The organism is Inediibacterium massiliense (genome assembly GCF_001282725.1).
Classification (GTDB): Bacteria; Bacillota; Clostridia; order Peptostreptococcales; family Thermotaleaceae; genus Anaerophilus; species Anaerophilus massiliensis.
Genome location: NZ_LN876584.1, coordinates 270121 through 296276, shown reverse-complemented (window position 1 = coordinate 296276; position 26156 = coordinate 270121). Strand labels below are relative to the sequence as shown.

Here is a 26156-nt window from a genome sequence, read left to right as displayed (position 1 = left end):
TCTCCCAGGGCGCTACCGCCCAAGTACCATCAGCGCTGAGGAGCTTAACTTCTGTGTTCGATATGGGAACAGGTGTAGCCTCCTCGCTATTGTCACTAGATGTGATACATAAATGTACCTTCAAAATTAAACAATGCAAAATCTGGTCAAGTCCTCGACCGATTAGTACCTATCAGCTAAAGACATTGCTGCTCTTACACCCTAGGCCTATCAACCAGATGGTCTATCTGGGGTCTTACCTTAAAAAGTGGGAAATCTCATCTTGAGGGAGGNCTCCGCTGCTTGTGCGGGTCCCCGTCAATTCCTTTGAGTTTCAGTCTTGCGACCGTACTCCCCAGGCGGAGTGCTTATTGCGTTAACTGCGGCACCGAGGGGGGTAACCCCCGACACCTAGCACTCATCGTTTACGGCGTGGACTACCAGGGTATCTAATCCTGTTCGCTACCCACGCTTTCGTGCCTCAGCGTCAGTTACAGTCCAGAGAGCCGCCTTCGCCACTGGTGTTCCTCCTAATATCTACGCATTTCACCGCTACACTAGGAATTCCGCTCTCCTCTCCTGCACTCAAGTCAGTAAGTTTCCAAGGCTTACTACGGTTAAGCCGTAGCCTTTCACCCCAGACTTTACTGACCGCCTACGCACCCTTTACGCCCAGTGATTCCGGATAACGCTCGCCCCCTACGTATTACCGCGGCTGCTGGCACGTAGTTAGCCGGGGCTTCCTCCTAAGGTACCGTCATTATTCTTCCCTTAGGACAGAGTTTTACGACCCGAAGGCCTTCATCACTCACGCGGCGTTGCTGCATCAGGCTTGCGCCCATTGTGCAATATTCCCCACTGCTGCCTCCCGTAGGAGTTTGGACCGTGTCTCAGTTCCAATGTGGCCGATCACCCTCTCAGGTCGGCTACTGATCGTTGCCTTGGTAAGCCGTTACCTTACCAACTAGCTAATCAGACGCGGGCCCATCCTATACCGATAAATCTTTGACTCCTATATGATGCCATACTAGAGTTTTATGAGGTATTAATCCCGGTTTCCCGAGGCTATCCCTCTGTATAGGGCAGGTTGCCCACGCGTTACTCACCCGTCCGCCGCTAACTCCTTTTTATTCCACCCGAAGGCTTCCTAAAAATTTGTTCGCTCGACTTGCATGTGTTAGGCACGCCGCCAGCGTTCATCCTGAGCCAGGATCAAACTCTCAATTAAAATCTTCGAGGTTTGTGCTTCTTGCTCAAAATATCATTTTGGCATTTTGCATGTTTTTGCTTGTCATTTCTTGTGCTGTTTAGTTTTCAAAGGTCAATCTCTTTTTTAAGTAGCCGTCGTTTTGACAGCTTAACCATCTTATCATTTTTCTTGTTCGCTGTCAAGAACTTTTTTCATTTTCTCTCAGCGACATTTATTATCTTAGCACAGCTTCGAAATACTGTCAAGCTTTTCACTTAAACCTCCATTTCCGAAGTGTAGGTACAACTATATCATTTTCTTTTCTATCTGTCAACCTTTTTCAATAAATATTTTTTATTATATTGCTACACCCCTTGTAATATAATGTTTCATTTTATAAAAAATTATTCATTAAATATAATATTTTTTAGAATGTTACTAAATTATATTTGAACAAAATCATAAAATTCACAAGCTCATGGCGCCAACGAAATCTTTTCATTTCATTCAAGATTTCCGTTGCTTAAAAATAAGGAACAATTATTGAGAATTTGTGAAAATATAGAATAAGTGAAAAAATCATTAGCATTACACTGTTTGAGCATAGCGAGTTTGTAATGCTATTTTTGATCGTTTCTATATATTTTCCAAATTTGAAAATTTAGTAACGTTTTTAATGATTTTGTTTACAAATTCAAAATGATTCATTAAATATAATATTTTTATTTAAACGAGGAAATTGTTAGAATGCATTCCAATATTGTTTGTAATAGATTTCTTTACTATAGAAAATAATAAAGATAAGGAGGGATCATATGGCAAAAAATAGATACAAAGAAAAAAATATGGCTAGACCTATTGAAAGTCATAAAACAGCTGCTTGGGCAAATATAGAAGATTTAAAACCTGAATCTTTAGTCCCCATTCCTAACAAGATAGAAGTAGAAAATGCAAAAGAATGGGTAGAAATAAATGAGAAATAAATCCTAGGGAACTCCCTAGGATTTATTCATATTTCATTTGAGCTAAACGCTTATAAGTTTCATAAGTATCTTTTGAATGCTTTTCTGCTGTTTCAAATAATTCTTCAGCTTCTTCTGGGAATATGTTTTTGAGTTGACTATAACGAATTTCACTGTCAATAAATTCTCTAAAAGGTATTGTAGGTTCCTTAGAGTCTAATACAAATGGATTTTTTCCTTGTTCTTTTATACGAGGATCAAATCTATAAAGTTGCCAATACCCTGAATCTACTGCTCTTTTTTCTTGGGCAATAGATGTTCCCATTCCTGTTTTGATACCATGATTTACACAAGGAGCATAACAAATAATCAACGAAGGTCCTTTATAGCTTTCTGCTTCTTGAATAGCTTTAATTGTATGATTCATATTTGCACCCATAGAGATTTTTGCTACATATACGTATCCATAACTCATTGCCATAAGACCTAAGTCTTTTTTTCTAACCCTCTTACCTGATGCTGCAAATTTAGCAACAGCTGCTGTAGGAGTTGATTTTGAAGATTGTCCACCTGTATTTGAATAAACTTCTGTATCAAATACTAATACATTGATATCTTCTCCTGATGCTAATACATGATCTAATCCTCCATATCCAATATCATATGCCCATCCATCTCCACCAACAATCCATACAGATTTTTTAATTAAGAAATCTTTCTTTTCTAATATTTCTCTTGCAATTTTATTTTCATGTCCATGTTTTTTTAGAGTGTCTATTAATTTCTTTGCAGCTTTTTTATTTTCTTCTACATGATCTATACTTTGTAAATACTCATTCATACAAGCTTTGCACTCTTCATCTAAATTAGAATGAACACCTTCCGTAATCAAATCTTTTAATCTTTCTCTTACTTGTTTCATTCCTAAATACATTCCATATCCATATTCTGCATTATCTTCAAATAATGAATTTCCCCATGCTGGCCCTTTTCCTTCATCGTTCGTTGTAAAAGGAATAGAAGGTGCACTTCCTCCCCATATGGAAGAACATCCTGTTGCATTAGAGATTACCATCCTGTCTCCATAAAGTTGGGTTACTAATTTTAAATAAGGAGTCTCTCCACATCCTGCACAAGCTCCTGAAAACTCTAGTAAAGGTTTTGCAAATTGACTTCCTTTCACCATGTATTTATCCATTAAGTAATCTTTTGTAGAAATATTATTGATTGCATATTCCCAATTTTCTTCCTGTCTTATGGTTTCTTTTTCTGCATCTACCATGACTAATGCTTTTTGAGGAGCTGGACATATATCTGCACAATTTGCACATCCTGTACAATCTAATGGTGTAATTTGAATACGATATTGGAGGTTTTCTAATCCTTTTCCTACAGCTTTTTTTGTTTCAAATGTTTCAGGTTTATTTTTCATTTCTTCTTCATTTAAAAGAAACGGTCTAATAACAGCGTGAGGACAAACATAAGCACATTGATTACATTGAATACAATTATCTGTTTGCCACTGTGGAACCATTACTGCAATTCCTCTTTTTTCATATGATGTGGTTCCAAGTGGGAAAGTTCCATCTTCCATATCCTTAAATGCACTGACAGGAAGTTCATCTCCTTCATGTCTTGCAATAGGTCTTTGAATACATTTTACAAACCTAGGTTCATCTTTTATAATCATATCTTCATCTTGTGCATTTTTCCAACTTTCTGGTACATGTATTTCAATTAAATTTTGGATTCCTAAATCAATAGCATCGTGATTCATTTTAACTATTCTTTCACCTTTTTTACCATACATACTTACTACAGATTCTTTTAAATATTTTACTGCATCTTCAATAGGAATTACATTGGCAAGTTTAAAAAACGCAGACTGCATAATCATATTGATTCTTCCACCAAGTCCTATATCTCTAGCTACTTTTACAGCATCAATTACATAAAATTTAATATTTTTATTTGCAATCTCTCTTTTTATAGATCCTGGAATTTTATCTTCTAATTCATCTTGATTCCAAGGACAATTTAAAACAAATGTTCCACCATTTTTTATTCCTTTTAACAAATCATAATGATACAAATAGGATCTATTATGACAAGCTATAAAGTCTGCTTCATATACAAGATAAGTAGATTTTATTGGATTTTTTCCAAATCTTAAATGGGAAATAGTAGTTCCTCCAGACTTTTTACTATCATATGAAAAATATCCTTGTGCATAAAGATCTGTACGATCTCCTATTATTTTAATAGCCATTTTATTGGCTCCTACAGTTCCATCTGATCCAAGACCCCAAAATTTACATTGAATGGTTCCCTCAGGCGTAGTCTCTACAATATCTTCTTCTGGAAGAGACGTATAAGTTACATCATCTATAATACCAATAGTGAATTGATTTTTAGGTATATATTTTTTTAAGTTGTTAAAAACAGCTATAATTTGGGAAGGTCTAGTATCTTTTTGTCCTAGTCCATATCTTCCTCCTATAATCAAAGGAGCATTCTCTTTATCATAAAAAAGACTTCTTACATCTTCATATAGTGGTTCTCCTACTGCTCCCGGTTCTTTTGTGCGATCTAATACAGCAATACGCTTTACACTTTCTGGCATCGCTTCAAAGAAATATTTTTCTGAAAAAGGTCTATATAGTCTTACTTTAATCAGTCCTACTTTTTCTCCTCTTTGAATCAAATAATCTACTGTTTCTTCTATAGTCTCACAAACAGATCCCATAGCTACAACTACATACTCCGCATCTTTATGTCCATAATAGTCAAATGGTTTGTATTTTCTTCCTGTAATATCACTAATTTGCTTCATATAATCTGCTACAATATCCGGTACCTTTTCATAAAATACATTTGATGCTTCTCTTTCTTGAAAATAAATATCTGGATTTTGAGCAGTTCCTCTAAGAACAGGCCTTTCAGGATTTAATGAACGATCTCTAAATTCTTTTACTGCACCCATATCTAATAATCTTCTAAAATCTTCATAATCAATCATCTCAATCTTTTGAATCTCATGAGAAGTTCTAAATCCATCAAAAAAATGCAAAAAAGGTACCTTAGATTTTATAGCGGCAAGATGGGCAATTCCACCTAAATCCATTGCTTCTTGTACACTATTTGAAGATAAAAGAGCAAAACCTGTTTGTCTAGTGGCCATCACATCTTGATGATCCCCAAATATAGATAAAGCATGGGAGGCTAATGCTCTTGCACTTACATGAAATACTCCTGGAAGCAACTCTCCTGCCATTTTATACATATTGGGAATCATAAGCAAAAGTCCTTGAGATGCTGTATAAGTAGTAGTTAAAGCTCCTCCTTGTAAGGAACCATGCATAGCCCCTGCTGCTCCTGCTTCTGATTGAAGTTCAGATACTCTTACTGTTTGTCCAAACAAATTTTTTCTTCCATGAGCAGCCCATTCATCTACTTTTTCTGCCATAGGAGAAGAAGGAGTAATAGGATAGATGGTTGCTACTTCTGTAAAAGCATAAGATATATAAGCTGCAGCTTCATTTCCATCCATTGTTTTCATTTTCTTTGCCATTTTATACCCTCCTTTGGTTTTTATATTTTCTCTTCTTTATTATTTTGATTTTTACTCATTCTCATACATCATTTATTTATTTTCACAGAAAAAGCCTAGGCAAAATGCCTAGGCTCGAACTAAATACAAACTATATTTTAGCACGGTCATAAAAATAAAGAACAATTGGTGACGTTGTTTAAGCAACGAAAATCTTAAATGAAATGAAAAAATTTCGTTGGCACTATGGATTTACGAATTTTATGACTTTGTCTACAGACTCAGCTTAAAATCTTTAAGTTTGTATAAATCTTCTACATATACCTCTTTTAATTCTCTTCTATATATAATAGATGCAGGATGATAAAGTGGAAAGATAAAATATTCTCCTTGATCTATGGGATTCCCATGCTTTTGTCCAATAGTTGCCTTTTTATCTTTTAATAAAGTTTTTAAAGGGACATTTCCTAATGTTACAATAATTTTAGGTTGAATGATTTTAATTTCATCAAAAAGATATTCTTCATATTTTTCTATTTCTTCTTTACTAGGTGGTCTATTTGATTTTCTCCCTGTTTTTTCATTGACTTTATAAGGTCTTATTTTTACTACATTTGTAATATATAAATCATCTCTATTTAATTTTAATATTTCTAAAAACTGGTCTAAATTTTTACCAGCGGCCCCTACAAAGGGTCTTCCAATCTCCACCTCTTTTGCTCCAGGAGCTTCTCCTACAAGAATAATTTTAGCATCTACATTTCCTTCTCCAAATACAATAGGATCTGTACTTATCTTTATACATTCTTCCTCTAATAAATTTAGTTTATCTTTTTTCATCATGATCTCCTTTTAATTCTTCCCATTTTTTATGAATTTCCTTAAAGTCTTCCCAAAATGGTCTTTTTTTAAGCTCATCACGAAGGACAGCAGAAGGATGAAAGGTAGGCATAATCCATATACCTTTTTTGAAGTACCATTTTCCTCTTTCTTTTGTAATTCTTAAATCTGGATCTATAATATTTTTTGCAGAAATAGAGCCAAGACACACAATTATTTTTGGATTTATGATTTTTACCTGCCATCTTAAATAAGGTATACACCTTTTCATTTCATCATCTTGAGGATTTCTATTATTTGGAGGCCTGCATTTTACAATATTTGCAATATAAACCTCGTCTCTTTTCATTCCAATACCTTCTATAGCCTTTGTAAGCAATTCTCCTGCTGGACCTATAAAAGCCTTCCCCTGCTGATCTTCATGATATCCTGGCCCTTCTCCTATAAATAAAATATCCGCATACGGGCTCCCTTGACCAAATACTACTTTCGTTCTTGTTTTATATAATTTACATTTTCTACATCCATAAGTAAATGCTTTTACTTCTTCTAATGTATACATGGAAATCTCTCCTGATTATAATATGATTCTTCTTTTCATATAATTATACACAATAGCATAAATTCCTGCTTCTTTGTCTAAAATAGGATAACAACCTACGGAGAGTGATCCTATGAAAAAATCAATCTATCAATCAAAATTAATTTATAAATTTGTAAAAGAGGTATTTCCTCAAGTAAAAAATGAACTTTTCTATTGGAAAGATTACGCACAAAAAATACCTGATCCTATACTTTGCAGACAAGCTGTAGACAGTATACAAAAAAAATCCTTTCATGCTCAAGGAGGTTGTATTTACAGCTTATATAAAAATAAAATCGACAAAGATCTTATCAAATTTATCGTAGCCCTACAAACTATTAGTGACTATTTAGACAATCTTTGTGATAGAGCAGGTATAGAAGATAAAAAAGCCTTCTACACTCTTCATCAAGCTATTTTAGATGCATTAAGACCTGATGAATATTTTTATGATTATTATAAGGAATATCCATATAAAAATGATGGAGGATATTTATTTTCTTTAGTACACATCTGTAAATCCTATATAAAAACTCTTCCTTCCTATTCTTTAATTGAAGAAAGAGTTTTATATCTTGGAACACTATATAGTCAAATGCAAAGCTATAAACATATCTCTTTATCAAAACGAGAAGAAAAAATGAAAGATTGGTCGCAACCTTATTTATGTAAATATCAAGATTTATCTACTTGGGAATTTTCAGCAGCATCAGGATCTACTTTATGTATATTCCTGCTTTGTACCTTAGCAAAAGATAAAAATCTTGATATAAGTACAATTGATGCTACAATAGATGCATATTTCCCTTGGATTTGTGGTTTTCATATTTTACTTGATTATTTTATTGACCAAAACGAAGACAACATCTCAGGAGATCTAAACTTTGTATCTTTTTATGAAAATGAAGATGAGAAAAGAGATAGAATAATATACTTTTTGAAAAATTCATATAAAAAAGCACAATATCTTAAAAATCCACTCTTTCATATATCCATTATAGAAGGGCTCATTGCTATGTATCTTTCTGATCCTAAAACAAAACAAGAAAAAGAGATCACAAAAAATATTATAAAAAGTAGTTCCTTGCATACAAAAATTCTTTATCAATCTTGTAAACTTTTAAGAAAACAAAAAATTATATAGGTTTACTTATCAAAAATCCATGATTTTATAACTGCAAAATACTCTCTTAAATAATATTTGGGTAATTGATAAATTTCAGTTTTACAAGGTATTCCATGAGGAATAATTCCATTTCTTCTTGCTAATAATTTTGCTCTGTATAAATGAAATCCATTGGTAATAATAACAAATTCATTAATTTCCTTTTTTTCTATTTTATGTAGAATATTTTTTGAAAACTTTATATTTTCTAATGTATTGGTAGATTGATCTTCTTTTATAATTCTATTTTCATCAATTCCTTTATCTATTAAAAATCTTTTCATACCTTCTGCTTCACTAATATCTTCTCCTTTACCTTGTCCTCCACTCACTACAATCTTTGCATTTGGATATTTGTGTAGATACTCCAAGGCTTTACTCATTCTATAAAATAATGTCTGAGATAAAGTTTCTCCCTTTAATCCTGCTCCTAACACAACAATATAATTAATTTGATCCATTGGATCTAATTTGGCATCACTTAGAATAAATCCTTGCACAATAAAAAAAGAAATGAGCCAAATCACAAAAATAACTTTCATTTCTTTTCTCCATTTTCCTATTGTCTTTTTCATAAATTTCATCCTTTAAAAATATTTAATATTAAAAAAACCTTGGAACTTCATCCAAGGTTTTGATTGTAGTTTACATATTAGAATACTTTAACTACATTAGCAGCTTGAGGTCCTCTGTCACCGTCAACTACTTCAAATTCAACTTTTTGTCCTTCTTCTAAAGTTTTGAATCCGTCTCCTTGGATTGCTGAGAAATGTACGAATACATCATCTTCTCCCTCTACAGAAATAAATCCAAACCCTTTTTCACTGTTAAACCATTTAACTACGCCTGTTTTCATTAAAAAATCCTCCAAAACATTTAAATTTTTATTTTTACTTCTTTAGAATACCATCTATCTCTTATTATGTCAATTTAAAATTTATAATATTCTTCATTTTTTATAACTTTAAATGGAATATTATGTATTTTATGAGAGTATCGATCATACTACAATATACTATTTTAAAAAGATTTTAATGAATAAAAATATTAATTGTACCTATATTGTTGTGTTATATTAAAATATTGTACTGTAAAAGTATTGATTTTTGTTTCGTTTTATGAAATAATATGAAACATAATCAATACAATTAAACTTTTAGGAGGGATTGTGGTGGAAAACAGATATAATTTGAATAAAAATTTAGCTCAAATGCTTAAAGGTGGCGTTATCATGGATGTTACCAACGAAGAGCAAGCTAAAATTGCAGAACAAGCAGGAGCTTGTGCAGTAATGGCACTTGAAAGAGTGCCAGCAGATATTAGACGTGATGGCGGAATTGCTAGAATGTCAGATCCTCAAATGATTAAAAAAATTCAAAAGGCTGTTTCTATTCCTGTGATGGCAAAGGTTAGAATCGGTCATTTTGTAGAAGCACAAATTCTTGAAGCTATAGAAATAGATTTTATTGATGAAAGCGAAGTACTTACTCCAGCAGATGATATCTATCATATTGATAAAACAAAATTTAAAGCACCTTTTGTTTGTGGAGCAAGAAATATTGGTGAAGCTCTACGAAGAATAGGAGAAGGAGCTTCTATGATTCGTACAAAAGGAGAAGCAGGAACAGGAGATGTGGTAGAAGCTGTAAAGCACATGAGAACAATGACCTCTCAAATTAGAAAAATAGTTGGCATGGGAGAAGAAGAATTAATGAATATATCAAAAGAGTTAGGAGCTCCATATGATTTGATTCAATATGTTCATAAAAATGGAAAACTACCTGTAGTAAACTTTGCTGCTGGTGGAATTGCAACTCCTGCTGATGCAGCTTTAATGATGCAATTAGGCTGTGATGGTGTATTTGTTGGTTCAGGAATATTTAAATCAGGAAACCCTAAAAAAAGAGCAGAAGCTATTGTAAAAGCCGTAACACACTATAATGACCCTATAATCCTTGCACAATTATCTGAAGACTTAGGAGAAGCAATGAGTGGTATATCTGTACAAAGCTTATCTGAGGATATGAAGTTATCTAAAAGAGGTTGGTAACATGATTGTAGGGATATTAGCCCTACAAGGGGCATTTATTGAACATGCAAACATATTCAAAAAATTAAATGTAAACTCTATTTTAGTAAAAAATAAAGAAGATTTAGAAAAGATTAATGCTTTAATTATTCCTGGCGGAGAAAGCACTTCGATTGGTAAACTTTTAGATGCATTTCATATAAAATCATCTTTAGAAGAAAAAATTAAAGAAGGTCTTCCTGTATGGGGAACTTGTGCAGGAATGATTCTTCTAGCAAAAAAAATTTTAAATGATGATAGAATCCACATGCCTCTTATAGATATTACTGTAATTAGAAATGGATATGGAAGACAACTCGGGAGCTTTTGTATCCATGAAAAAATAAAAGGAATCGAAAAACCTTTCCCTATGGTTTTTATAAGAGCTCCTTATATTGATGAAGTAGGAAGAGACGTAGAAATATTAGGAAAAGTAGATGAAAAAATTGTAGCAGCCAAACAAAATAATATTTTGGTCACTTCATTTCATCCAGAGCTTACAGATGACTTTAGAATGCATCAATACTTTTTAAATATGATAAAAAAAAGATAGGCTCCTTTTGGAGCTTATCTTTTTAAAAAAACTTTTTCACATATTCATCTATTACTTTTAATGTATCTTTATTTGGCCTTTGATCTCCCATAGGTCCTGAATAGTGTATGATTCCATAAGCAGACATACTAATTGTAGGTATTAAATTAGAAGGTACAGAAATAGAAATCATACCCATATGTTGTCCAAAGGTATTGATCGCCTGTAGACAAGCTTCTCCTCCTCCAAAAGGAGTACTTGCTGATGCAAATGCTGTTAATCTTTTTCCTGAAAGCTTTGCTTCTACCCAATAAATAGACATACTATCCATATAAGCTTTCATTTCTGCTGATACATTTCCAAAATAGGTAGGACTTCCTAAAATTACATGATCACTTTCTAATAAAGTTTCTGGTGTAGCAATAGGAGTATTTACAATTTCTTTATAGTATTCAGAAGCTACTGGAAATTGATGAGATAGCTTTTCTAAATCTTCATCATATACTCTATACAGATATACATCTTTTCCTATTTGTTTTAAGCTATTATAAAAAGCTTTTGCCATTAAATAAGTATTCCCACACACACTATGAAAGATAATAGAAATTTTCATAATTATCCTCCTTTACCTTATTATATCTTTATAATTATTTCCCGGGAATAAATCCTACTTTTTTATAAACTTTTCTTAATGTTTTTAGTGAAGCTTTTTGTGCTTTTTGTGCACCTTGTACATATATTTCTTCAAGATAATCTTTATTTTTTAAAAGATCTTGGTATTTTTCTCGGATTGGTCTAAGTCCCTCTATGATTACTTCTGCTGTATCATTTTTAAAGTCACCATATCCTTTTCCTTCATACATCTTTTCTATTTCTTCTATTGTTTTTCCTGACATTTTAGCATATATATTTAAAAGGTTTTTTATTCCTAGTTGTTCATCTGAATACTTTACAATTCCTAATGAATCTGTTACTGATCTTTTTACTTTTCTTAAAATCGCATCAGATTCATCTATTAATAAAATATAGCCATTTTCATTTTTATCAGATTTAGACATTTTCTTATCAGGTTCTTGAAGGCTCATAATTCTTGCTCCAACTTTAGGGATATAAGGTTCTGGAACTTTAAATGTATCACTATATTTATTATTAAATCTTTGGGCTAAATTTCGAGCCAATTCTAAATGTTGTTTTTGATCTTCTCCTACTGGAACTAAATCTGTTTGATAAAGTAAAATATCTGAAGCCATCAACACTGGATAAGTAAATAAAGCTGCATTTAAATTGGCTTCACTTTTTTGAGATTTTTCTTTAAATTGAGTCATTCTTCCTAACTCACCCATATAAGAAATAGAATTAAGTACCCACGCCAGCTCTATATGAGCACTTACATGGGATTGAATAAATATAGTACTCTTTTGTGGATCTAGTCCACATGCTAAATATTGTGCCAATGCCTCTAGTGAATTTTTTCTTAACTCCTTAGGCTCTTGAGGAACTGTAATAGCATGTAAATCTACAATACAATAATAACAATCATAATCGTCTTGAAGTCCTTCCCAATTTTTTAAAGCTCCTAAATAATTTCCAAGAGTTAATTTTCCTGAAGGTTGTGCCCCACTAAATATAACTTTTTTATCCATATGATTTCCTCCTCTTTCAATATACAAAAAATCCCGTCTCTAAAATAGAGACGAGATTTTATCCCGCGGTACCACTCTAATTGACTCGTGTCCTCTTTCTTCCTTAACGTGGAAGCATCCGTTAAATCCTACTCATTTCAGATTTACACTCAAAAGTCCATTCAGTATAAAAAATAGTTTTGGGCTCTCACCATCCCCAAATCGCTATAACCGTTTTTATACTTACTACTCTTTTTCAATGCTTTTTGTATATTTATATATACGTTATTATATCCTTTTTTAAAATTTTATTCAATTTTTTTATAGAATAATATCTCCTTTATACGCTCTCTCTAAAATATTTATCAAATCTTCTTTCGTAGGTATTTTAGGATTTGTAGTAGTACATATATCTTCCATAGCATATTCTATTATTTGCATTTGTTTTTCCTTGAATACTTCATATTTTATTCCCAATTCATTAATTTTTATAGGAATCATCATTCTTTCATTAAATATTTTAATCATTTCAATTAAACTTATTACTCCTTCTTTTGTATTTTCAGAAGGTAAATCTAAAGCTCTTGATATTTCTGTATACTTTTGTGCACACTCCTCATCACAAGCTGCATGATAAGCAATCACATAAGGTAATAAAATAGCATTTGCTTTTCCATGAGATAATGAAAAAGCTCCTCCAAAAGCATGAGCAAGACTATGATTGATTCCTAATCCAGCATTGGTAAATGCAATCCCTGCCATACAAGAAGCAAAATGCATTTTCTCTCTTGCTTTTAAATTTTCTCCATTTGAATAAGCCCTCAAAAGATATTTAAATACAGTTTGTATAGCTTTTATTGCATATATTTGTGTAAAGTCTGAAGCATTTTTTGCTACATATGCTTCTAAGGCATGAGTCAGTACATCCATTCCTGTATCTGCTGTAACAGAAGGAGGAACACTTTTTGTAAACTGAGAATCTAATATGGCTATATCTGGAATCATCATATCATCTACAAGAGCTATTTTCGTATGCTCTTTTGTATCTGTCACTACAGAAAAAGCTGTTACCTCAGAACCTGTTCCACTGGTAGTAGGAATAGCTATAAATAGTGGCTTTTGCATATTTTTATCATCCACTAAATTTTCTTGTACCTTTAAATGAAAATAAATCATAGCTTTTGCTACATCTATAGCTGATCCTCCTCCTATAGAGATAATAGCTTCAGGTCTTGCCTCAATCATTTTATAAAGACCCTTTGTTACAGTTTCTACAGATGGATTTGGTTCTACTTCATTAAAAATTGTATAATCTATATTTCTTTCTTCTAATATATCCGTTACTTTTTGAACCAACTTAAATTTTATCATAAATGGATCTGTAACAATTAACACTTTTTTTTGTTGCATTTCATCAAAGTATCTTAAAGGATCATTTCCATAATAAATTTTAGTCTTTGTTTGAAATATTCCCATGATGTTTTCCTCCTATTTTATAAGCTATAAAAGAAAACTGTATCGTACATACAGTTTTCTCAGACTATTGACAAACTATATTTTAGCAAAGTCATAAAAATTAGGAACAGTTATTGAGAATTTGTGAAAATATAGAATAAGTGAGAAAATGCTTAGCATTACACTGTTTGAGCATAGCGAGTTTGTAATGCTATTTTCAATCGTTTTTATATATTTTCCAAATTTGAAAATTTAGTGACATTTTTTATGACTTTGTCTACAAGTTTAGAATCAGAAAACTGTATCATACATACAGTTTTCTTTTGATTTTATTTTGATTTTGCTATCTCTTCCCAATTTGCAGGATAAGTTACATACATAAATCTTGCGTGATTGGGAGCACTAAATTGAATACTAGATCCCTTAGGTATAAATAAAATATCTCCTTTATTTCCTACCACTTTTCTTCCATCTATGATAATTTCTAAACTTCCTTCAATAATATAATCTACTTCGTCATATTGAAGAGTCCAATCAAAAGTAGTTTCTTTCATTTCCATCATCCCGCATCCTAATCTAGGACTTTCTTGTAGACTCAATACATCTGTAAGATATACTTGATCTTCTTCTTTTCCAGTATCAAATCTTTTACACTCAACCGTATCTGCTTTTATAGATATAACACCACTATCATCTACATATTTTTGAAATGTTTCTTCATTGTTTTTCATTTGTTCTTGAATCACTTTTTTAATAATTTCCTCTAATATTTTTTCATTTATATTCATCAAAACACCTACTTTCTTCTATTCTACTGATTCTTTTTTAGTCATAGTTTTATTTGAAATCACCATAGCTAACATAACTGCTGTAATTCCTCCAACAAGCTTTCCTACAACCATTGGAAAAATCATATCTTGGTTAACTCCTGCAGTAAACCCAAGGTGATCTCCAAATACAAAGGAAGCACTGACTGCAAAAGCAATATTTATAATTTTTCCTCTATCATCCATATCTTTCATAAGCCCAAACATAGGAATATTATTAGCCAGAGTAGCAACCATTCCTGCTGCTGCAACTTCTCCCATTCCCAAAACTTTTCCAAGCCCTATCAATGGTTTGTTAAATACTTTTGTAATAACATACACCATAGGAAATGCCCCTGCAAGCATCAATGCAATAGACCCTACAATTTGAATTCCTTCTGTTACAGGTGCCATTCCAGGAATGACTACAATTCCTGTTAATGTTTCAATTGTAATAGCTGCAAGTCCAATCGTAATCACTGCTACTACCAATTTCCCAAAAATAGTAAATGCTTTGATCATTATTTGTGGTATGATCCAAAGACCTAATGCTAAAATACAAGCTACAATTATAATAGGGACAAGATTACTAACAATCATTGAAATTTCAAATCCTGCCACTAATCCTCCTACTAAGCATCCAATGGGAATAGTTATCATTCCAGCTAATATGCCTGTTGCTAAAAATTTGTGATCCTCTTTTTTAATAATTCCTAAAGCTACTGGAATAGTAAATACAATTGTAGGACCCATCATAGAACCTAGAATCAATCCTGCAAAAAGACCTGCATCTGGACTCTGTGCAAGCTCTATCGCTAGGGGGTATCCTCCCATATCATTGGCTAATAAAGTGGTTGCAAACATAGCCGGATCTGCTCCTAATTTTGAATATACTGGAATAACAATAGGTTTTAAAACCTTTGCAAGAACAGGAGCTAAAGAAACAACTCCTACCATGGCTACAGCTAAAGATCCCATTGCCATAATACCTTCTTCAAATTTTTCTCCTAAACCAAATCTATTTTCTAAAATTTTATCAATGGCTCCTAATACCATAAAAATCACCATGATATATACAATAACTTCATTAATATTCATTTTGTTCCCCCTTTTCATTATTTATTTTATCCAGTACTTTTTGAAGAATGGCATCTCTCGTTTTATCATCTTTTACATGATAATCCTCTAAAAGGATATGACTTATAGAATTTTTCATATCTATTCTCTCTTTTTTTTGTTCATATATAATCATAATATTTTTATCTCTTAAAATATCTTTTACTCCAGGTGATAAAAGCATATCTTTATCTAAATAAATCTTATTTTCACATACATATTGATTTACATTGTTTTTGGTAATTAATTTTTTAGCCATATTTTCACATCCTTCAAACCCTTTATCAATTTTTGTCTACTTCCACTTCATCTACAATACCTACCACTGTAGAATCAATCGGTGCATCAGATCTATTGGCTGCATATCTTGCAGAGCTTCCCCTTACTACTAAAACAATATCACTAATTCCAGCACCTACACTATCTACTGCTACAAAGGTAGGCATAGTTTGTTTTGTGCAATAATCTATAGGTTGAATCACAAGAAGTTTGAGTCCTTCAAGACCTTCTTCTTTTTTTGTAGCCCATACATTTCCTACTACTTTTCCTATAATCATATATTTCTTCCTTCCTACCCTTGTTCTCTAAGGATATCTATTTTTTCCATACGAATATAATCTTGTGCAAGGGGTGATAGAATAGATTTTTCATTTATATATATGGTTTGAAATCCTTTATTATATAATTTTTCAATATCTACTTGAGTAACTACTTTTTTATTGATTTTATTCTTTATCCTTATATTCTCTTTTTTACTTTTTTCTTGATTTTTTAGAAAATGAAAAAGGTTTTCCTCTTTTATAATTTCTATATCAAAATCTATGAGGCTTTTTTCATAGCTTCTCAATAAATTATAGAAATGAGGATTAAAAGAATCTTCAAATTTTCTATAATAAATACCGTCTTCTAAAACAATAATTTTTTTCCCATGTAAAATACCTTCTATTACTACACTAGCGACTTCTCCTTCGTCTATACCTAGTGCAATTCTTGCCAGATCTTTATTATAAAGATTTGGAATAATAATATAATCTAAATTCTTACAGCCTTCATATGAAAAATGATCTATAAATTTTGTATTTTTCCATATAGGAACCAGCTTTTCATATAATTTTTCATTTTCAATAGATCTATTATCTGCAATGAGAATTTTTTCTGGTCTATTTTTTTCTATATCTAATTCTCCTAATTTCTTTATTACTTCTTGTGCTATTAATTGAATCAAATCTTGTGTATCCATAGGTTCACCCCCTTAGCTTGTACAATTCATAGCAATTCCTAAAGGTGTCACCAAGAAAGGATTATATGGTTTGTGAGTAGAGATTCCTATCTCCTTTTCAAATACCTCCTCAATCCCTTCTAAACAACAAGTCCCCCCTACTAGATAAATATTATCTACTTCAAATGACTGAATATGTTTTTTTACGATGGTTGCCATTTTCTGAATGACGGGACGAACAATTGTAAAAATTTCTTTTTGCTTCGTTATGTCTTTTTTGAGTTCTTCTGCTTCCTCAAAAGGTATTTTATAATTTCCTGATATGACTAAAGATAAATGGGTCCCCCCTGTAGCTTCATCTGCTGTATAAATAACTTCTTTATCTTTTAATATAGAAAGACCTGTTGTTCCTCCTCCAATATCTACAATGACCCCATTTTCTATTTCTAAGACAGCATTTGCAGCAGTAGGTTCATCTAAAACTGCTGTTACTTCCATTCCTGAACCTTCTACTACATATTTATGAGTTTTACAGTCATTTTCAGTAGTTCCTGGTGGAACTGCAATAGCTGCCTTAGTTAGTTCTACTCCTATTCTTTCTTCTAATCGTTCCTTAAGTTTTTTTACAATTTGACATGCTCCCATATAATCTACAACTAATCCATCTTTTAATACTTGAGCAAATTCCATCTCACAAGCAATAGGATTTTTTTGTTTATCTAATACAACTAAAACAATATATGCTGTACCTAAGTCTACTCCTACAAGTAATTGATCTTTATTTTGAAAGGGTTTTGTTTTATGAATACTTTCTTCAACTTGCTTAATCAAAAGATCTGCATTTTGAAAATGCATATAAAATTTTCTCCCTTCTTATCTCATTATTTCTCCATTGATTCCATTTTTATATCCTAATGCATTTGCTTCATCTACATCAATATGCATACTTAGATGATACTTTTCACTCACTCTGATTAATACATCTTCAAAAATAATAGGTCTTTCACCTTTTACTCTCACACTTACAAGCTGTCTATCTTCTACACCAAAGTTTTTCGCATCTTCTTTATTCATATGAATATGTCTTTGTGCTACAATTACAGATTCTTCTGCTTTCATTACTGCTTGATCTGTTGCTATATAAATAGAATCACTAGAGTCTAGTTTGCCTGATTCTCTTACAGGAGGATTGACTCCTAATGTTCTTGCATCTGCTTTTGATATTTCTACTTGAGTTTTATCTCTTGCAGGTCCTAATATAGAAACTCCTTTCATTACACCTTTAGGTCCTATTAATGTGACTCTTTCTTCATACTGAAATTGACCTGGTTGAGATAAATCTTTTTTCTTTTTTAATTCATCTTTAAATAATATTTTCATATGCTCTTGACTCAAATGGACATGTCTTGCAGATACTTCAACTGGAATATCCTTTTTTTGTTGTAATTTCTCTATCACCTGTTTTACAATTTTTTGTACCAATTGATCTTGCATTTTTACACCTCTTTTACTGATATAATCCAGCCTTAAATTTACACATCATAATATAAATAACACTACTTAGACGATTTAAAGCTTTTATAATATCTAATCTATCTACTTCATATTCTCTTTTAAAAGCTTTGATAGCTGCAATTTCCACTTCTCTTGAACTACTTCTTAAAGTATTCAATTTTATCAACATCTCTCCCATCTCATAACTTGGAAAAATATGATCTATCCCAAAATATTTTTTGGGTTGATGAGACTGATCTCTTAATTCTTCTGGACTTAGTCCTAAAAGATTGAATTCTTTTAAAGTTTCTTCTAAAACTTCTGCTTTTAAAATCTCTCTTGCAAAATTTAAAATTTCATTTAATTCATTAAGAAGTTGATCCATCTTTTTTTGATGAGCAAAAACTTGAAGTTCAAGAATTTGGGATTGAAAACTATCTAATTTTCCTCTTAAAATAATTCTTGGATGATCTTTAGCTACTAATATATTTTTATAAAGCTGTGTCATATGTTCAGGTTTTTTTTCAAATGCTCCACCTACAAAAGATTTATATTTCGGTATAATTCTTTCATCTGGTATTTTAAGAGGTTCATATACATTTTTTTTGATTTCTTCTTCTTTTTTACCTATAATCAATTCAACTTTTTTTTCTTTGAGATATTGTTTTGCAGAAGGGGTAATAATTATATCTTGATCTATATAATACTGTGAAGGAAATTTATTTTTAAATGTTGCACGAAGAGTAGCCTCTGTTAATACCTTCATTTGCTCACTTCCTTTTGTTAAGTTTACCCGGACTTAATAAGTCCGGGTTTTTAATTATTCTTGTATTTTAGGAAGGATTGTTTCTACCTCTCCATGTGGTCTTGGAATTACGTGAACAGAAATTAAGTCTCCAACTCTTTCTGCCGCTGCTGCACCTGCATCTGTTGCTGCTTTTACTGCTCCTACATCTCCTCTTACCATAACAGTTACTAATCCTCCACCAACTTGTACTTTTCCTATCAAAGTAACATTTGCTGCTTTTACCATTGCATCTGCTGCTTCTACTGCTCCTACTAATCCTTTTGTTTCAATCATTCCTAATGCATTCATACTTGCCATTTATAATTCCTCCCTTTTATTTTTATATTTTTATTATTTTACAATATCTTTTAATTGTTCTAATACCAATTTTTTAATATACTCTATATCTACACCTTTCATTTCATCTTGTACTTCATTTTGTATACCTAAGTCATCTACTCCATAAGCCATTCTTCTTATATTAATCAAGTTCATAGGAGTTACATTATCTGATGTAGCACTTCCTCCTACTGCCCCACAACCTAAAGTAAGTGCTGGTGCTAGATTTGTACTTAGTCCTGTTCCGCCTTGAGAAGCTGGAGTATTTACTAAAAATCTTGATACAGGTTTTCTTAAAGCAAACTCTCTGATAATTTCTTCATTACTAGAATGAATAGCTAATGTATGTCCAATTCCTTCATTTTCTAATAGTTGATAAGAAATTTCACAAGCTTCTTTCCAATCCTTTACTGTATAAAATCCAAGAAGAGTTGTTAGCTTTTCCTTAGAAAAAGGATAATTTTTTCCTATTCCTTTTTCTTCACACAGTAGTAATTTTGTGCCAAGAGGAATTTCAATACCTGCTATTTTGGCAATATCTTGTGGTGATTTACCCACAATCTTAGGATTCATTCCTCCAGTTGGTCTTTCCATAATAGTTACAACTTTTTTAAGTTTTTCTCCTGTAAGGAAATATCCACCTCTTTTGATTAACTCTTCTTTCACTTTGTCTTTAATGCACTCATCTGTAATAATGGATTGCTCTGATGCACATATTGTTCCATTATCAAAAGTTTTACTTGCAATGATTCTCTTAATGGCAAGTTCTATATCTGCACTTTTTTCTATATAAGTTGGTGTATTTCCAGGTCCAACTCCTAATGCAGGTGTTCCTGAGCTATATGCTGCTTTTACCATTGCAGATCCACCTGTTGCTAAAATTAAAGCAACATCTTTATGCTTCATCAACTCATTCGTTCCCTCTATAGTAGGAATACTAATACATCCTATTAAACCTTGTGGAGCACCCATTTCTACTGCTGTTTTTTGAAGTATTTCAACTGTCTTTTTTATACATTTTAATGCACTTGGGTGAGGACTAAATATAATTGCATTTCCTGCCTTTAGTGCAATAATTGCTTTATAAATTGTAGTTGAAGTTGGATTGGTAGATGGAATGAGCCCCGCAATAATACCTACTGGAGTACCAATCTCTACTATTTTCTTTTCATGATCCTCATGAATAATACCTAAAGTTTTCATATCTTTTATATATTCATATAACTTTTCACTAGCCAACTTGTTTTTCATTACTTTATCTTGCCATTTTCCAAAGCCTGTTTCTTCTACAGCCATCTTTGCTAAAGTTTCTGACTCTCTTGAAACAACTTTTGCCATTTCTTTTATAATTTCATCAATTCTTTGAGGGCTGAATTTTTCAAATTCCCGTTGTGCTTCTTTGGCTTTTTTTATTAAATTTCTTACTTCTTGAATAGATTGTAGGTCTTTATCTTCAATCACCATCTATTCCACCTCCTCAAAATATTTAGTTATAACTTCTATGAGTTCATCTTTCTTTGCAAATTTTATTTGCTTTTTATCTATATTGAGTCCTTCTATTTGTCTTGCTAATCTCCTTAACTCTACTACTTTCATTTCCTGTAATATTTGGAAATTACTTTTTTCTATTTTTTTACCTTTATAAACAATTGATTTTTCTTTAGCTTTTATATCCATAGCTTCTTCATGAACTTTTTTGATATCATTCTCTTTTTTTAAATTAATTTTATTTTCTTCTTCTTTTGTATCCTTTACTTTTTCTACATTTTGAGGAGAATAAATAATTTTTTCAAGACCATCTCCTGCTCTTGCAATAACATTTATTCCTACAACATCTCCTACTCTATCTGCTGCAACTGCCCCTGCATCAATAGCTGCTTTTACTGCGCTTATATTTCCTTTAATAATAATGGTGACTAAACCCCCTGTAACTAACTGGCAATCAACAACCTCTACCTCTGCAGACTTTAAACATGTATCTAATGCCTCAATAGCTCCAATATATCCGTAGGTTTCTATAAAACCTAATGCTTGTCCCATATTTATATCCTCTAATATTTAGTTGGATTGTCTGCAACAAATTTCACCGCGTCTGCAAATGCATCACAAGCGGCTTTACAAGCTGACTGACTTCCTGTTAATAAGCCTCCACCAAAATTTGTCTCTGAAGGGGGGCCATAAAATTCAGCCAATTTCACATCTGCAGCTTTTAATGCAGCATCTAAAGCATACATTGCCTCTATTGGAGGAGCAATCAAATATGCTAATGCTTCTCCTTCTTGGACACCTGCCACTTCGGATAAATAAGATCCTGTTCTAGATATACATTGAGCATAATATGCAATAGAATCATCTTCATTTGCACTATAAAAGCAAGCTTCATTTTCTATAAAATCTATTGCAGCATTTAATCCACTTCTTACTTCTGCAGGATTTGGTCCTGCTAATATTCCTATAAATTCTCCTGCTAATTTTGTATTTGCATTGGCAGCTCCACCATAAAAAGATTTTGCATAAGCTACTTTTACATCTGATTTTTTCGTAGCATCATCTAAAGCCGTATACCCTACATCATCACAATCTGTAGTAATAATTCCTATACTTCTATGTCCTGATTCTAAATTTAATTTTTTTGCCATAGCCATGTCTACATTTGGTATTAATTTGACACTCAATACATTAGGACGTATTGGATCATTACGCATAATTTTACCTCCTTTACAATTTTAAATTTAATCCACTTGCTTTTTGATCAATCATTTTTTTAATAATTTCTGCAATATGAGCTCCTGCCTCAACAGCTGGTGTTCCCCCTTGATGAATATTAGAAATGACTGTTCTATTAGATTCAGGCATACCTACCTTTGCGTTATAAGCCATGTAACAACTCATACTTTCCCCTGTTGCAAGTCCTGGTCTTTCTCCTATTAATACAACAGTAGCTTCTGCATCTAATATTTCAGATATAGAATCCATGGCAGGTACTCTACCATATTTCACAAAAAATGGTGTTCCTATTTTAAAATTGTATTCTTTTAATCCTTGCATAATAGAAGCTAAGGCATCTTTTGCATTGGCTTCTATGGCTGTTGAACTTAACCCATCCGAAATATATATTTGTACTTGTGGGTTTTTTACGCATTTTTCTTGAATTATTTTTTTATTGTCCTCATCAAATTTTCTTCCTAAATCTGGTCTTGTCAAATACTCATCTTTATCATGACACATTGTACTTATGCTAAAAAGTTTCATATCTTCAATCAACTCTTCTGAAACATCTGTAAAAACAGCATCTTGTGCTACCGCATGATCAGCTCTAAATCTTAGTAATGTTTGTGTTTTATATCTTGGCCCAGCCCTAAATATTCCTACTCTAGCAGGAGTAGTTTCTTTTAGATGTAAATATACTTCTTTATTTTCTGGATTAGGAACTAATAATTCTTTTCTTAAATCTATTTCTGTAATATCTTTGATATTTTCATCTATACAAGGTTGTTCTACACTACATGGTTCTTGTATTGTTTCATTCTTTTCATTCATTTCACTCAGTACTTGTTCAATAATACTTTTAATATCTTTTTGTGAAATCATATTCTTCCCTCCTTACTTTTTCACCATTTATTTTAAAAATATAGATGCATCTCCTGCTTTTTTGCTTAATCTTCCATTTTCATAAATGCCCATTTTTTCAAGCCATTGTTCAAATTCTTTAATAGGTCTTAAATTTAATATTTCTCTTAATGTAGGCGCTTCATGATATCCTGTACATTGATAATTAAGCATAATATCATCTCCATGGGGAATTCCCATAAAGTAATTGCATCCAGCAGCTGCAAGAAGCACTGATAGATTTTCTATATCATTTTGATCAGCTTTCATATGATTTGTATAACAAGCATCTACACCCATTGGAATACCTGTTAATTTACCCATAAAATGGTCCTCTAGTCCTGCTCTAGTAACTTGTTTATTGTCATACAAATATTCTGGTCCGATAAAACCAACTACTGTATTTACTAAAAACGGACTGAATTTTTTTGCAAATCCATAACATCTTGCTTCTAAGGTTACTTGGTCTACTCCATAATGAGCATCTGAAGAAAGCTCTGATCCTTGTCCTGTTTCAAAATACATGACATTAGGTCCTGTAGATGTTCCTTCTTTCAATACAAGTTCTTGTGCTTCTTCTAATAATTTTGCTGATAAACCAAAGGCTTCATTTCCTTTTTGTGTTCCAGCTATACTTTGGAAAATCATATCAGAAGGAGCTCCTTTTTTGATTGCCTCCATTTGAGTAGTTACATGAGCAAGTACACAATTTTGTGTTGGAATACTCCACTTTTGTTTGATCTCCTCAAACATCTTTAATACGTTATATACACTATCTGCTGTATCATTTACAGGATTTAAGCCAATTACTGCATCTCCAGCTCCATAGCTTAATCCTTCATATAAAGAAATCATAATCCCATCTAAATTGTCTGTAGTATGATTGGGTTGAAGTCTAAAGGATAATGTTCCTGGAAGTCCTATTGTTGTATTACAATGAGCAGTTACTCGTATTTTACTAGCTCCATATACAAGATCTAAATTAGACATAATTTTTACAACTGCTGCAACCATTTCACTTGTAAGACCTCTACTAATTCTTCTTATATCTGCTCCTGTTGTTTTATGATCTAAAATCCATTCCCTTAATTCTGAAACTGTCCAATTTTTAATTTCTGAATAGATTTTTTCATTTACTCCATCTTGAATAATTCTTGTTACCTCATCTTCTTCATAAGGAATTACTGGATGATTCCTCAAGTCTTTAAGTGTTAAATTACTAAGTACTTCTTTGGCTGCAATCATTTCTGTTACTGACTCTGCAGCAATACCAGCAAGCTTATCTCCTGATTTTTCTTCATTGGCTTTTGCTAGTACTTCCTTGATATCTTGAAACTGATATACAGTTCCAAAAAGTTTGGTCTTTAGTCTCATATTTTCTCTCCTCTCAACTTTAATAACTAAATAGTAAAGTTTTAACAATTACAGGAACTACTTTTCCATTAGCTAATGAATTGCCAATGTCAATGTAATCTCCATTTTCAACCTTTATTGAATCTATACAAACTACATCTTTTTTAAAATGTAGTTGGTTTTTTAATGTTTGTCCTAGTACCTTTGCCATATCATTTTCAACAATTACAATCAAAGGGCCATCCATTTTTATAATGGTATCCATTCCTTTTATAATCCCTTTAGATATATTTTGTATATCTTCAAAGCTACTATTTTTCATGCCTTTAAAGGATAATGCCACTTGCTGTTTTTCATCTTCTAAATGAAACCACTTTAACTTATGAGCAATAATTTCACTTAATTTTTCAACAGGCATTCTTTCCTCTTCTTTAGTAAGCTTTAAAATAGGTATATTTTTAAGAGGTAAGACCTTTTCTGTAAAAGTTATAGTACTTCCACTAATATCTGTAGTATGAGTACCTGCTCCTACTACAGTTGCTCTTATAGTTTCTATAGATTCATATATATTTTTTTTATCAATAATTTCAGATTCTAGTATAGATTTGCCTAGTAATATCCCTATATCTCCATAGGAAAATAGCTCTTTGTAATCTTTTTTAATACAATCTGCTACTCCTCCAGAAAAGGAAACATAGTCAATAACATAATCTCTTCTTAAATCATGATCTGTAAGCATAAGATCTAATGCTGAAGATTTTTCCTTCACACCTATCACTTCTTCTAATACTTGTGCCATTTTATCTGTAATTTTTTTTAGATCATCTTTTTTGATTTTTTCTCCTTTTACGATATGGATTCCTAATGTTTGACTTAATTTCTTGATTTTTTCTGAAGCATATTTTACCTCTAAGGTAGTTGGATCTAATTTAATCAGTCTTCCTCCAATATCTAAACAAGCTGTATCAATAGCTTCACCATTTTTAAAAACAGCTATATTAGTAGTTCCTCCTCCTATATCTAAGTTAATAACTGTTGAACCTTTTTCTTTTGAAAATTTTGCAGCATTAGAACCTTTACCTGCAATAATTCCTTCCAAATCTGGACCTGCTGTTGCTACTACAAAATCTCCTGCTAAACCACTTAGTGTTTTTAATACTTCCTTTGCATTTTCTTTTCTTGCTGTTTCTCCTGTAATAATAACTGCTCCTGTATCTACCTTTGTAGGTTTTATATTTGCCCTTTCATACTCTTTTTCTATAATTTTTCTAACGCCTAATCCATCTATTTCTTTTTCTGATAATAATGGAGTAAAGTAAATATCGCTCCTATAAACAACTTCCTTATCTACAATCTTGATTCTAGGTACAGAAGCTGCAGACGCCATATTTTCAATTGTAATCCTACTAAAAACTAATTGTGTTGTAGATGTACCTATATCAATCCCCACACTGAGTATATGTTCTTTCATGAAACATCCTCCTCTCT

Annotated in this window: 27 protein-coding genes, 1 rRNA gene and 3 other annotated features; of the genes, 4 read left to right on the top strand and 24 right to left on the bottom strand. The window is 32.0% G+C overall.

Features of this window, described 5'->3' with window-relative positions; all coding sequences use genetic code 11:
- A 5S ribosomal RNA gene (rrf, locus tag BN2409_RS02940) occupies positions 1–100 on the bottom strand; the annotation flags it as partial.
- Positions 1–1207 (bottom strand) — a sequence feature (mutual gap in cmsearch alignment for this rRNA model is longer than 100). (Overlaps the previous rRNA gene by 100 nt.)
- Positions 155–309: a sequence feature (23S ribosomal RNA rRNA prediction is too short), on the bottom strand. (Overlaps the previous feature by 155 nt.)
- A 776-nt stretch (positions 1208–1983) precedes the next feature.
- Here rrf and BN2409_RS16700 point away from each other — a divergent pair.
- Entirely contained in the window at positions 1984–2151 is a 168-nt protein-coding gene (locus BN2409_RS16700) for a CDIF630_02480 family spore surface protein (RefSeq protein WP_110942912.1), read from the top strand.
- A gap of 22 nt (positions 2152–2173) precedes the next feature.
- Here the strand turns inward: BN2409_RS16700 and nifJ are convergent, their stop codons facing one another.
- From nifJ to BN2409_RS02925, 3 genes are all read right to left on the bottom strand, one after another.
- Positions 2174–5701, bottom strand: coding sequence for a pyruvate:ferredoxin (flavodoxin) oxidoreductase (gene nifJ / locus BN2409_RS02935; protein WP_053955165.1), 3528 nt, complete (start codon positions 5699–5701; stop codon positions 2174–2176).
- Positions 5702–5953: 252 nt separating this feature from the next.
- Entirely contained in the window at positions 5954–6520 is a 567-nt protein-coding gene (locus BN2409_RS02930; protein WP_110942911.1) for a uracil-DNA glycosylase, read from the bottom strand.
- A complete protein-coding gene (locus BN2409_RS02925) occupies positions 6507–7082 on the bottom strand; it encodes a uracil-DNA glycosylase (protein ID WP_053955163.1) in 576 nt (191 codons plus the stop codon). The genes BN2409_RS02930 and BN2409_RS02925 overlap by 14 nt, the downstream gene beginning before the upstream one ends.
- Positions 7083–7194: 112 nt before the next feature.
- Between BN2409_RS02925 and BN2409_RS02920 the strand changes: the two genes are divergently transcribed.
- Positions 7195–8247 (top strand): tetraprenyl-beta-curcumene synthase family protein, encoded by a 1053-nt coding sequence (locus BN2409_RS02920; RefSeq protein WP_053955162.1) that lies wholly within the window; start codon positions 7195–7197, stop codon positions 8245–8247.
- A gap of 2 nt (positions 8248–8249) precedes the next feature.
- On the opposite strand, the gene BN2409_RS02915 is transcribed toward BN2409_RS02920, so the two are convergent.
- Together BN2409_RS02915 and BN2409_RS02910 are read right to left on the bottom strand one after the other, a co-directional pair.
- On the bottom strand, positions 8250–8843 hold the full coding sequence (locus BN2409_RS02915) for a YdcF family protein (RefSeq protein WP_053955161.1): 594 nt from the start codon (positions 8841–8843) through the stop codon (positions 8250–8252).
- Positions 8844–8920: 77 nt separating this feature from the next.
- Complete coding sequence (locus BN2409_RS02910) at positions 8921–9124, bottom strand: cold-shock protein (RefSeq protein WP_053955160.1); 204 nt, start codon at positions 9122–9124, stop codon at positions 8921–8923.
- Between the two features lie 315 nt (positions 9125–9439).
- Between BN2409_RS02910 and pdxS the strand changes: the two genes are divergently transcribed.
- Both pdxS and pdxT read left to right on the top strand, forming a co-directional pair.
- On the top strand, positions 9440–10318 hold the full coding sequence (pdxS, locus tag BN2409_RS02905; protein WP_110942909.1) for a pyridoxal 5'-phosphate synthase lyase subunit PdxS: 879 nt from the start codon (positions 9440–9442) through the stop codon (positions 10316–10318).
- A gap of 1 nt (position 10319) precedes the next feature.
- On the top strand, positions 10320–10889 hold the full coding sequence (gene pdxT, locus BN2409_RS02900) for a pyridoxal 5'-phosphate synthase glutaminase subunit PdxT (RefSeq protein ID WP_053955159.1): 570 nt from the start codon (positions 10320–10322) through the stop codon (positions 10887–10889).
- Between the two features lie 22 nt (positions 10890–10911).
- Here the strand turns inward: pdxT and BN2409_RS02895 are convergent, their stop codons facing one another.
- The 18 genes from BN2409_RS02895 to eutA all read right to left on the bottom strand — a co-directional run bounded on the left by BN2409_RS02895 (position 10912) and on the right by eutA (position 26139).
- Positions 10912–11481 carry a flavodoxin family protein gene (locus BN2409_RS02895; protein WP_053955158.1) on the bottom strand — a complete coding sequence of 190 codons (570 nt, stop codon included), beginning with the start codon at positions 11479–11481 and terminating at the stop codon, positions 10912–10914.
- A gap of 34 nt (positions 11482–11515) precedes the next feature.
- Entirely contained in the window at positions 11516–12511 is a 996-nt protein-coding gene (gene trpS, locus BN2409_RS02890; RefSeq protein WP_053955157.1) for a tryptophan--tRNA ligase, read from the bottom strand.
- A 43-nt stretch (positions 12512–12554) separates the two neighbouring features.
- Positions 12555–12759 (bottom strand) — a binding site (T-box leader).
- 52 nt (positions 12760–12811) lie between these two features.
- A complete protein-coding gene (locus tag BN2409_RS02885) occupies positions 12812–13966 on the bottom strand; it encodes a 1-propanol dehydrogenase PduQ (RefSeq protein ID WP_053955156.1) in 1155 nt (384 codons plus the stop codon).
- A 308-nt stretch (positions 13967–14274) separates the two neighbouring features.
- On the bottom strand, positions 14275–14733 hold the full coding sequence (locus BN2409_RS02880; RefSeq protein ID WP_053955155.1) for a cupin domain-containing protein: 459 nt from the start codon (positions 14731–14733) through the stop codon (positions 14275–14277).
- Between the two features lie 18 nt (positions 14734–14751).
- On the bottom strand, positions 14752–15849 hold the full coding sequence (gene eutH / locus BN2409_RS02875) for an ethanolamine utilization protein EutH (protein WP_053955154.1): 1098 nt from the start codon (positions 15847–15849) through the stop codon (positions 14752–14754).
- Positions 15839–16126 carry a hypothetical protein gene (locus tag BN2409_RS02870; RefSeq protein WP_053955153.1) on the bottom strand — a complete coding sequence of 96 codons (288 nt, stop codon included), beginning with the start codon at positions 16124–16126 and terminating at the stop codon, positions 15839–15841. The genes eutH and BN2409_RS02870 overlap by 11 nt, the downstream gene beginning before the upstream one ends.
- A gap of 25 nt (positions 16127–16151) precedes the next feature.
- Positions 16152–16424, bottom strand: a complete 273-nt coding sequence (locus BN2409_RS02865) for a EutN/CcmL family microcompartment protein (protein ID WP_053955152.1) — start codon at positions 16422–16424, stop codon at positions 16152–16154.
- A 14-nt stretch (positions 16425–16438) separates the two neighbouring features.
- Positions 16439–17107 carry a hypothetical protein gene (locus tag BN2409_RS02860; protein ID WP_053955151.1) on the bottom strand — a complete coding sequence of 223 codons (669 nt, stop codon included), beginning with the start codon at positions 17105–17107 and terminating at the stop codon, positions 16439–16441.
- 12 nt (positions 17108–17119) lie between these two features.
- Entirely contained in the window at positions 17120–17941 is an 822-nt protein-coding gene (gene eutJ / locus BN2409_RS02855) for an ethanolamine utilization protein EutJ (RefSeq protein ID WP_053955150.1), read from the bottom strand.
- Between the two features lie 18 nt (positions 17942–17959).
- Positions 17960–18580, bottom strand: a complete 621-nt coding sequence (gene pduL / locus BN2409_RS02850; protein ID WP_053955149.1) for a phosphate propanoyltransferase — start codon at positions 18578–18580, stop codon at positions 17960–17962.
- Positions 18581–18593: 13 nt separating this feature from the next.
- Positions 18594–19346: a cobalamin adenosyltransferase gene (locus BN2409_RS02845; protein WP_053955148.1), complete on the bottom strand. Its 753-nt coding sequence runs from the start codon at positions 19344–19346 to the stop codon at positions 18594–18596.
- A gap of 54 nt (positions 19347–19400) precedes the next feature.
- The gene (gene eutM, locus BN2409_RS02840; RefSeq protein ID WP_053955147.1) at positions 19401–19685 is read right to left on the bottom strand and encodes an ethanolamine utilization microcompartment protein EutM; all 285 of its coding nucleotides are present in this window, start codon (positions 19683–19685) and stop codon (positions 19401–19403) included.
- Positions 19686–19718: 33 nt separating this feature from the next.
- Positions 19719–21170: an acetaldehyde dehydrogenase (acetylating) gene (locus BN2409_RS02835; protein WP_053955146.1), complete on the bottom strand. Its 1452-nt coding sequence runs from the start codon at positions 21168–21170 to the stop codon at positions 19719–19721.
- The gene (locus BN2409_RS02830) at positions 21171–21746 is read right to left on the bottom strand and encodes a BMC domain-containing protein (RefSeq protein WP_053955145.1); all 576 of its coding nucleotides are present in this window, start codon (positions 21744–21746) and stop codon (positions 21171–21173) included.
- A gap of 11 nt (positions 21747–21757) precedes the next feature.
- Complete coding sequence (gene eutL / locus BN2409_RS02825) at positions 21758–22411, bottom strand: ethanolamine utilization microcompartment protein EutL (RefSeq protein ID WP_053955144.1); 654 nt, start codon at positions 22409–22411, stop codon at positions 21758–21760.
- Positions 22412–22424: 13 nt separating this feature from the next.
- A complete protein-coding gene (gene eutC / locus BN2409_RS02820) occupies positions 22425–23297 on the bottom strand; it encodes an ethanolamine ammonia-lyase subunit EutC (protein WP_053955143.1) in 873 nt (290 codons plus the stop codon).
- Between the two features lie 27 nt (positions 23298–23324).
- Positions 23325–24689 carry an ethanolamine ammonia-lyase subunit EutB gene (locus BN2409_RS02815; protein WP_053955142.1) on the bottom strand — a complete coding sequence of 455 codons (1365 nt, stop codon included), beginning with the start codon at positions 24687–24689 and terminating at the stop codon, positions 23325–23327.
- A 19-nt stretch (positions 24690–24708) separates the two neighbouring features.
- Positions 24709–26139: an ethanolamine ammonia-lyase reactivating factor EutA gene (gene eutA / locus BN2409_RS02810; protein ID WP_053955141.1), complete on the bottom strand. Its 1431-nt coding sequence runs from the start codon at positions 26137–26139 to the stop codon at positions 24709–24711.
- Positions 26140–26156 lie beyond the last annotated feature (17 nt).

Coding starts and splice junctions, on each gene's coding strand:
- BN2409_RS16700 (WP_110942912.1), top strand. CDS start 1,984: ATGGCAAAAAATAGATACAAAGAAAAAAATATGGCTAGACCTATTGAA.
- nifJ (WP_053955165.1), bottom strand. CDS start 5,701: ATGGCAAAGAAAATGAAAACAATGGATGGAAATGAAGCTGCAGCTTAT.
- BN2409_RS02930 (WP_110942911.1), bottom strand. CDS start 6,520: ATGAAAAAAGATAAACTAAATTTATTAGAGGAAGAATGTATAAAGATA.
- BN2409_RS02925 (WP_053955163.1), bottom strand. CDS start 7,082: ATGTATACATTAGAAGAAGTAAAAGCATTTACTTATGGATGTAGAAAA.
- BN2409_RS02920 (WP_053955162.1), top strand. CDS start 7,195: ATGAAAAAATCAATCTATCAATCAAAATTAATTTATAAATTTGTAAAA.
- BN2409_RS02915 (WP_053955161.1), bottom strand. CDS start 8,843: ATGAAAAAGACAATAGGAAAATGGAGAAAAGAAATGAAAGTTATTTTT.
- BN2409_RS02910 (WP_053955160.1), bottom strand. CDS start 9,124: ATGAAAACAGGCGTAGTTAAATGGTTTAACAGTGAAAAAGGGTTTGGA.
- pdxT (WP_053955159.1), top strand. CDS start 10,320: ATGATTGTAGGGATATTAGCCCTACAAGGGGCATTTATTGAACATGCA.
- BN2409_RS02895 (WP_053955158.1), bottom strand. CDS start 11,481: ATGAAAATTTCTATTATCTTTCATAGTGTGTGTGGGAATACTTATTTA.
- trpS (WP_053955157.1), bottom strand. CDS start 12,511: ATGGATAAAAAAGTTATATTTAGTGGGGCACAACCTTCAGGAAAATTA.
- BN2409_RS02885 (WP_053955156.1), bottom strand. CDS start 13,966: ATGGGAATATTTCAAACAAAGACTAAAATTTATTATGGAAATGATCCT.
- BN2409_RS02880 (WP_053955155.1), bottom strand. CDS start 14,733: ATGAATATAAATGAAAAAATATTAGAGGAAATTATTAAAAAAGTGATT.
- eutH (WP_053955154.1), bottom strand. CDS start 15,849: ATGAATATTAATGAAGTTATTGTATATATCATGGTGATTTTTATGGTA.
- BN2409_RS02870 (WP_053955153.1), bottom strand. CDS start 16,126: ATGGCTAAAAAATTAATTACCAAAAACAATGTAAATCAATATGTATGT.
- BN2409_RS02865 (WP_053955152.1), bottom strand. CDS start 16,424: ATGATTATAGGAAAAGTAGTAGGAAATGTATGGGCTACAAAAAAAGAA.
- BN2409_RS02860 (WP_053955151.1), bottom strand. CDS start 17,107: ATGGATACACAAGATTTGATTCAATTAATAGCACAAGAAGTAATAAAG.
- eutJ (WP_053955150.1), bottom strand. CDS start 17,941: ATGCATTTTCAAAATGCAGATCTTTTGATTAAGCAAGTTGAAGAAAGT.
- pduL (WP_053955149.1), bottom strand. CDS start 18,580: ATGCAAGATCAATTGGTACAAAAAATTGTAAAACAGGTGATAGAGAAA.
- BN2409_RS02845 (WP_053955148.1), bottom strand. CDS start 19,346: ATGAAGGTATTAACAGAGGCTACTCTTCGTGCAACATTTAAAAATAAA.
- eutM (WP_053955147.1), bottom strand. CDS start 19,685: ATGGCAAGTATGAATGCATTAGGAATGATTGAAACAAAAGGATTAGTA.
- BN2409_RS02835 (WP_053955146.1), bottom strand. CDS start 21,170: ATGGTGATTGAAGATAAAGACCTACAATCTATTCAAGAAGTAAGAAAT.
- BN2409_RS02830 (WP_053955145.1), bottom strand. CDS start 21,746: ATGGGACAAGCATTAGGTTTTATAGAAACCTACGGATATATTGGAGCT.
- eutL (WP_053955144.1), bottom strand. CDS start 22,411: ATGCGTAATGATCCAATACGTCCTAATGTATTGAGTGTCAAATTAATA.
- eutC (WP_053955143.1), bottom strand. CDS start 23,297: ATGATTTCACAAAAAGATATTAAAAGTATTATTGAACAAGTACTGAGT.
- BN2409_RS02815 (WP_053955142.1), bottom strand. CDS start 24,689: ATGAGACTAAAGACCAAACTTTTTGGAACTGTATATCAGTTTCAAGAT.
- eutA (WP_053955141.1), bottom strand. CDS start 26,139: ATGAAAGAACATATACTCAGTGTGGGGATTGATATAGGTACATCTACA.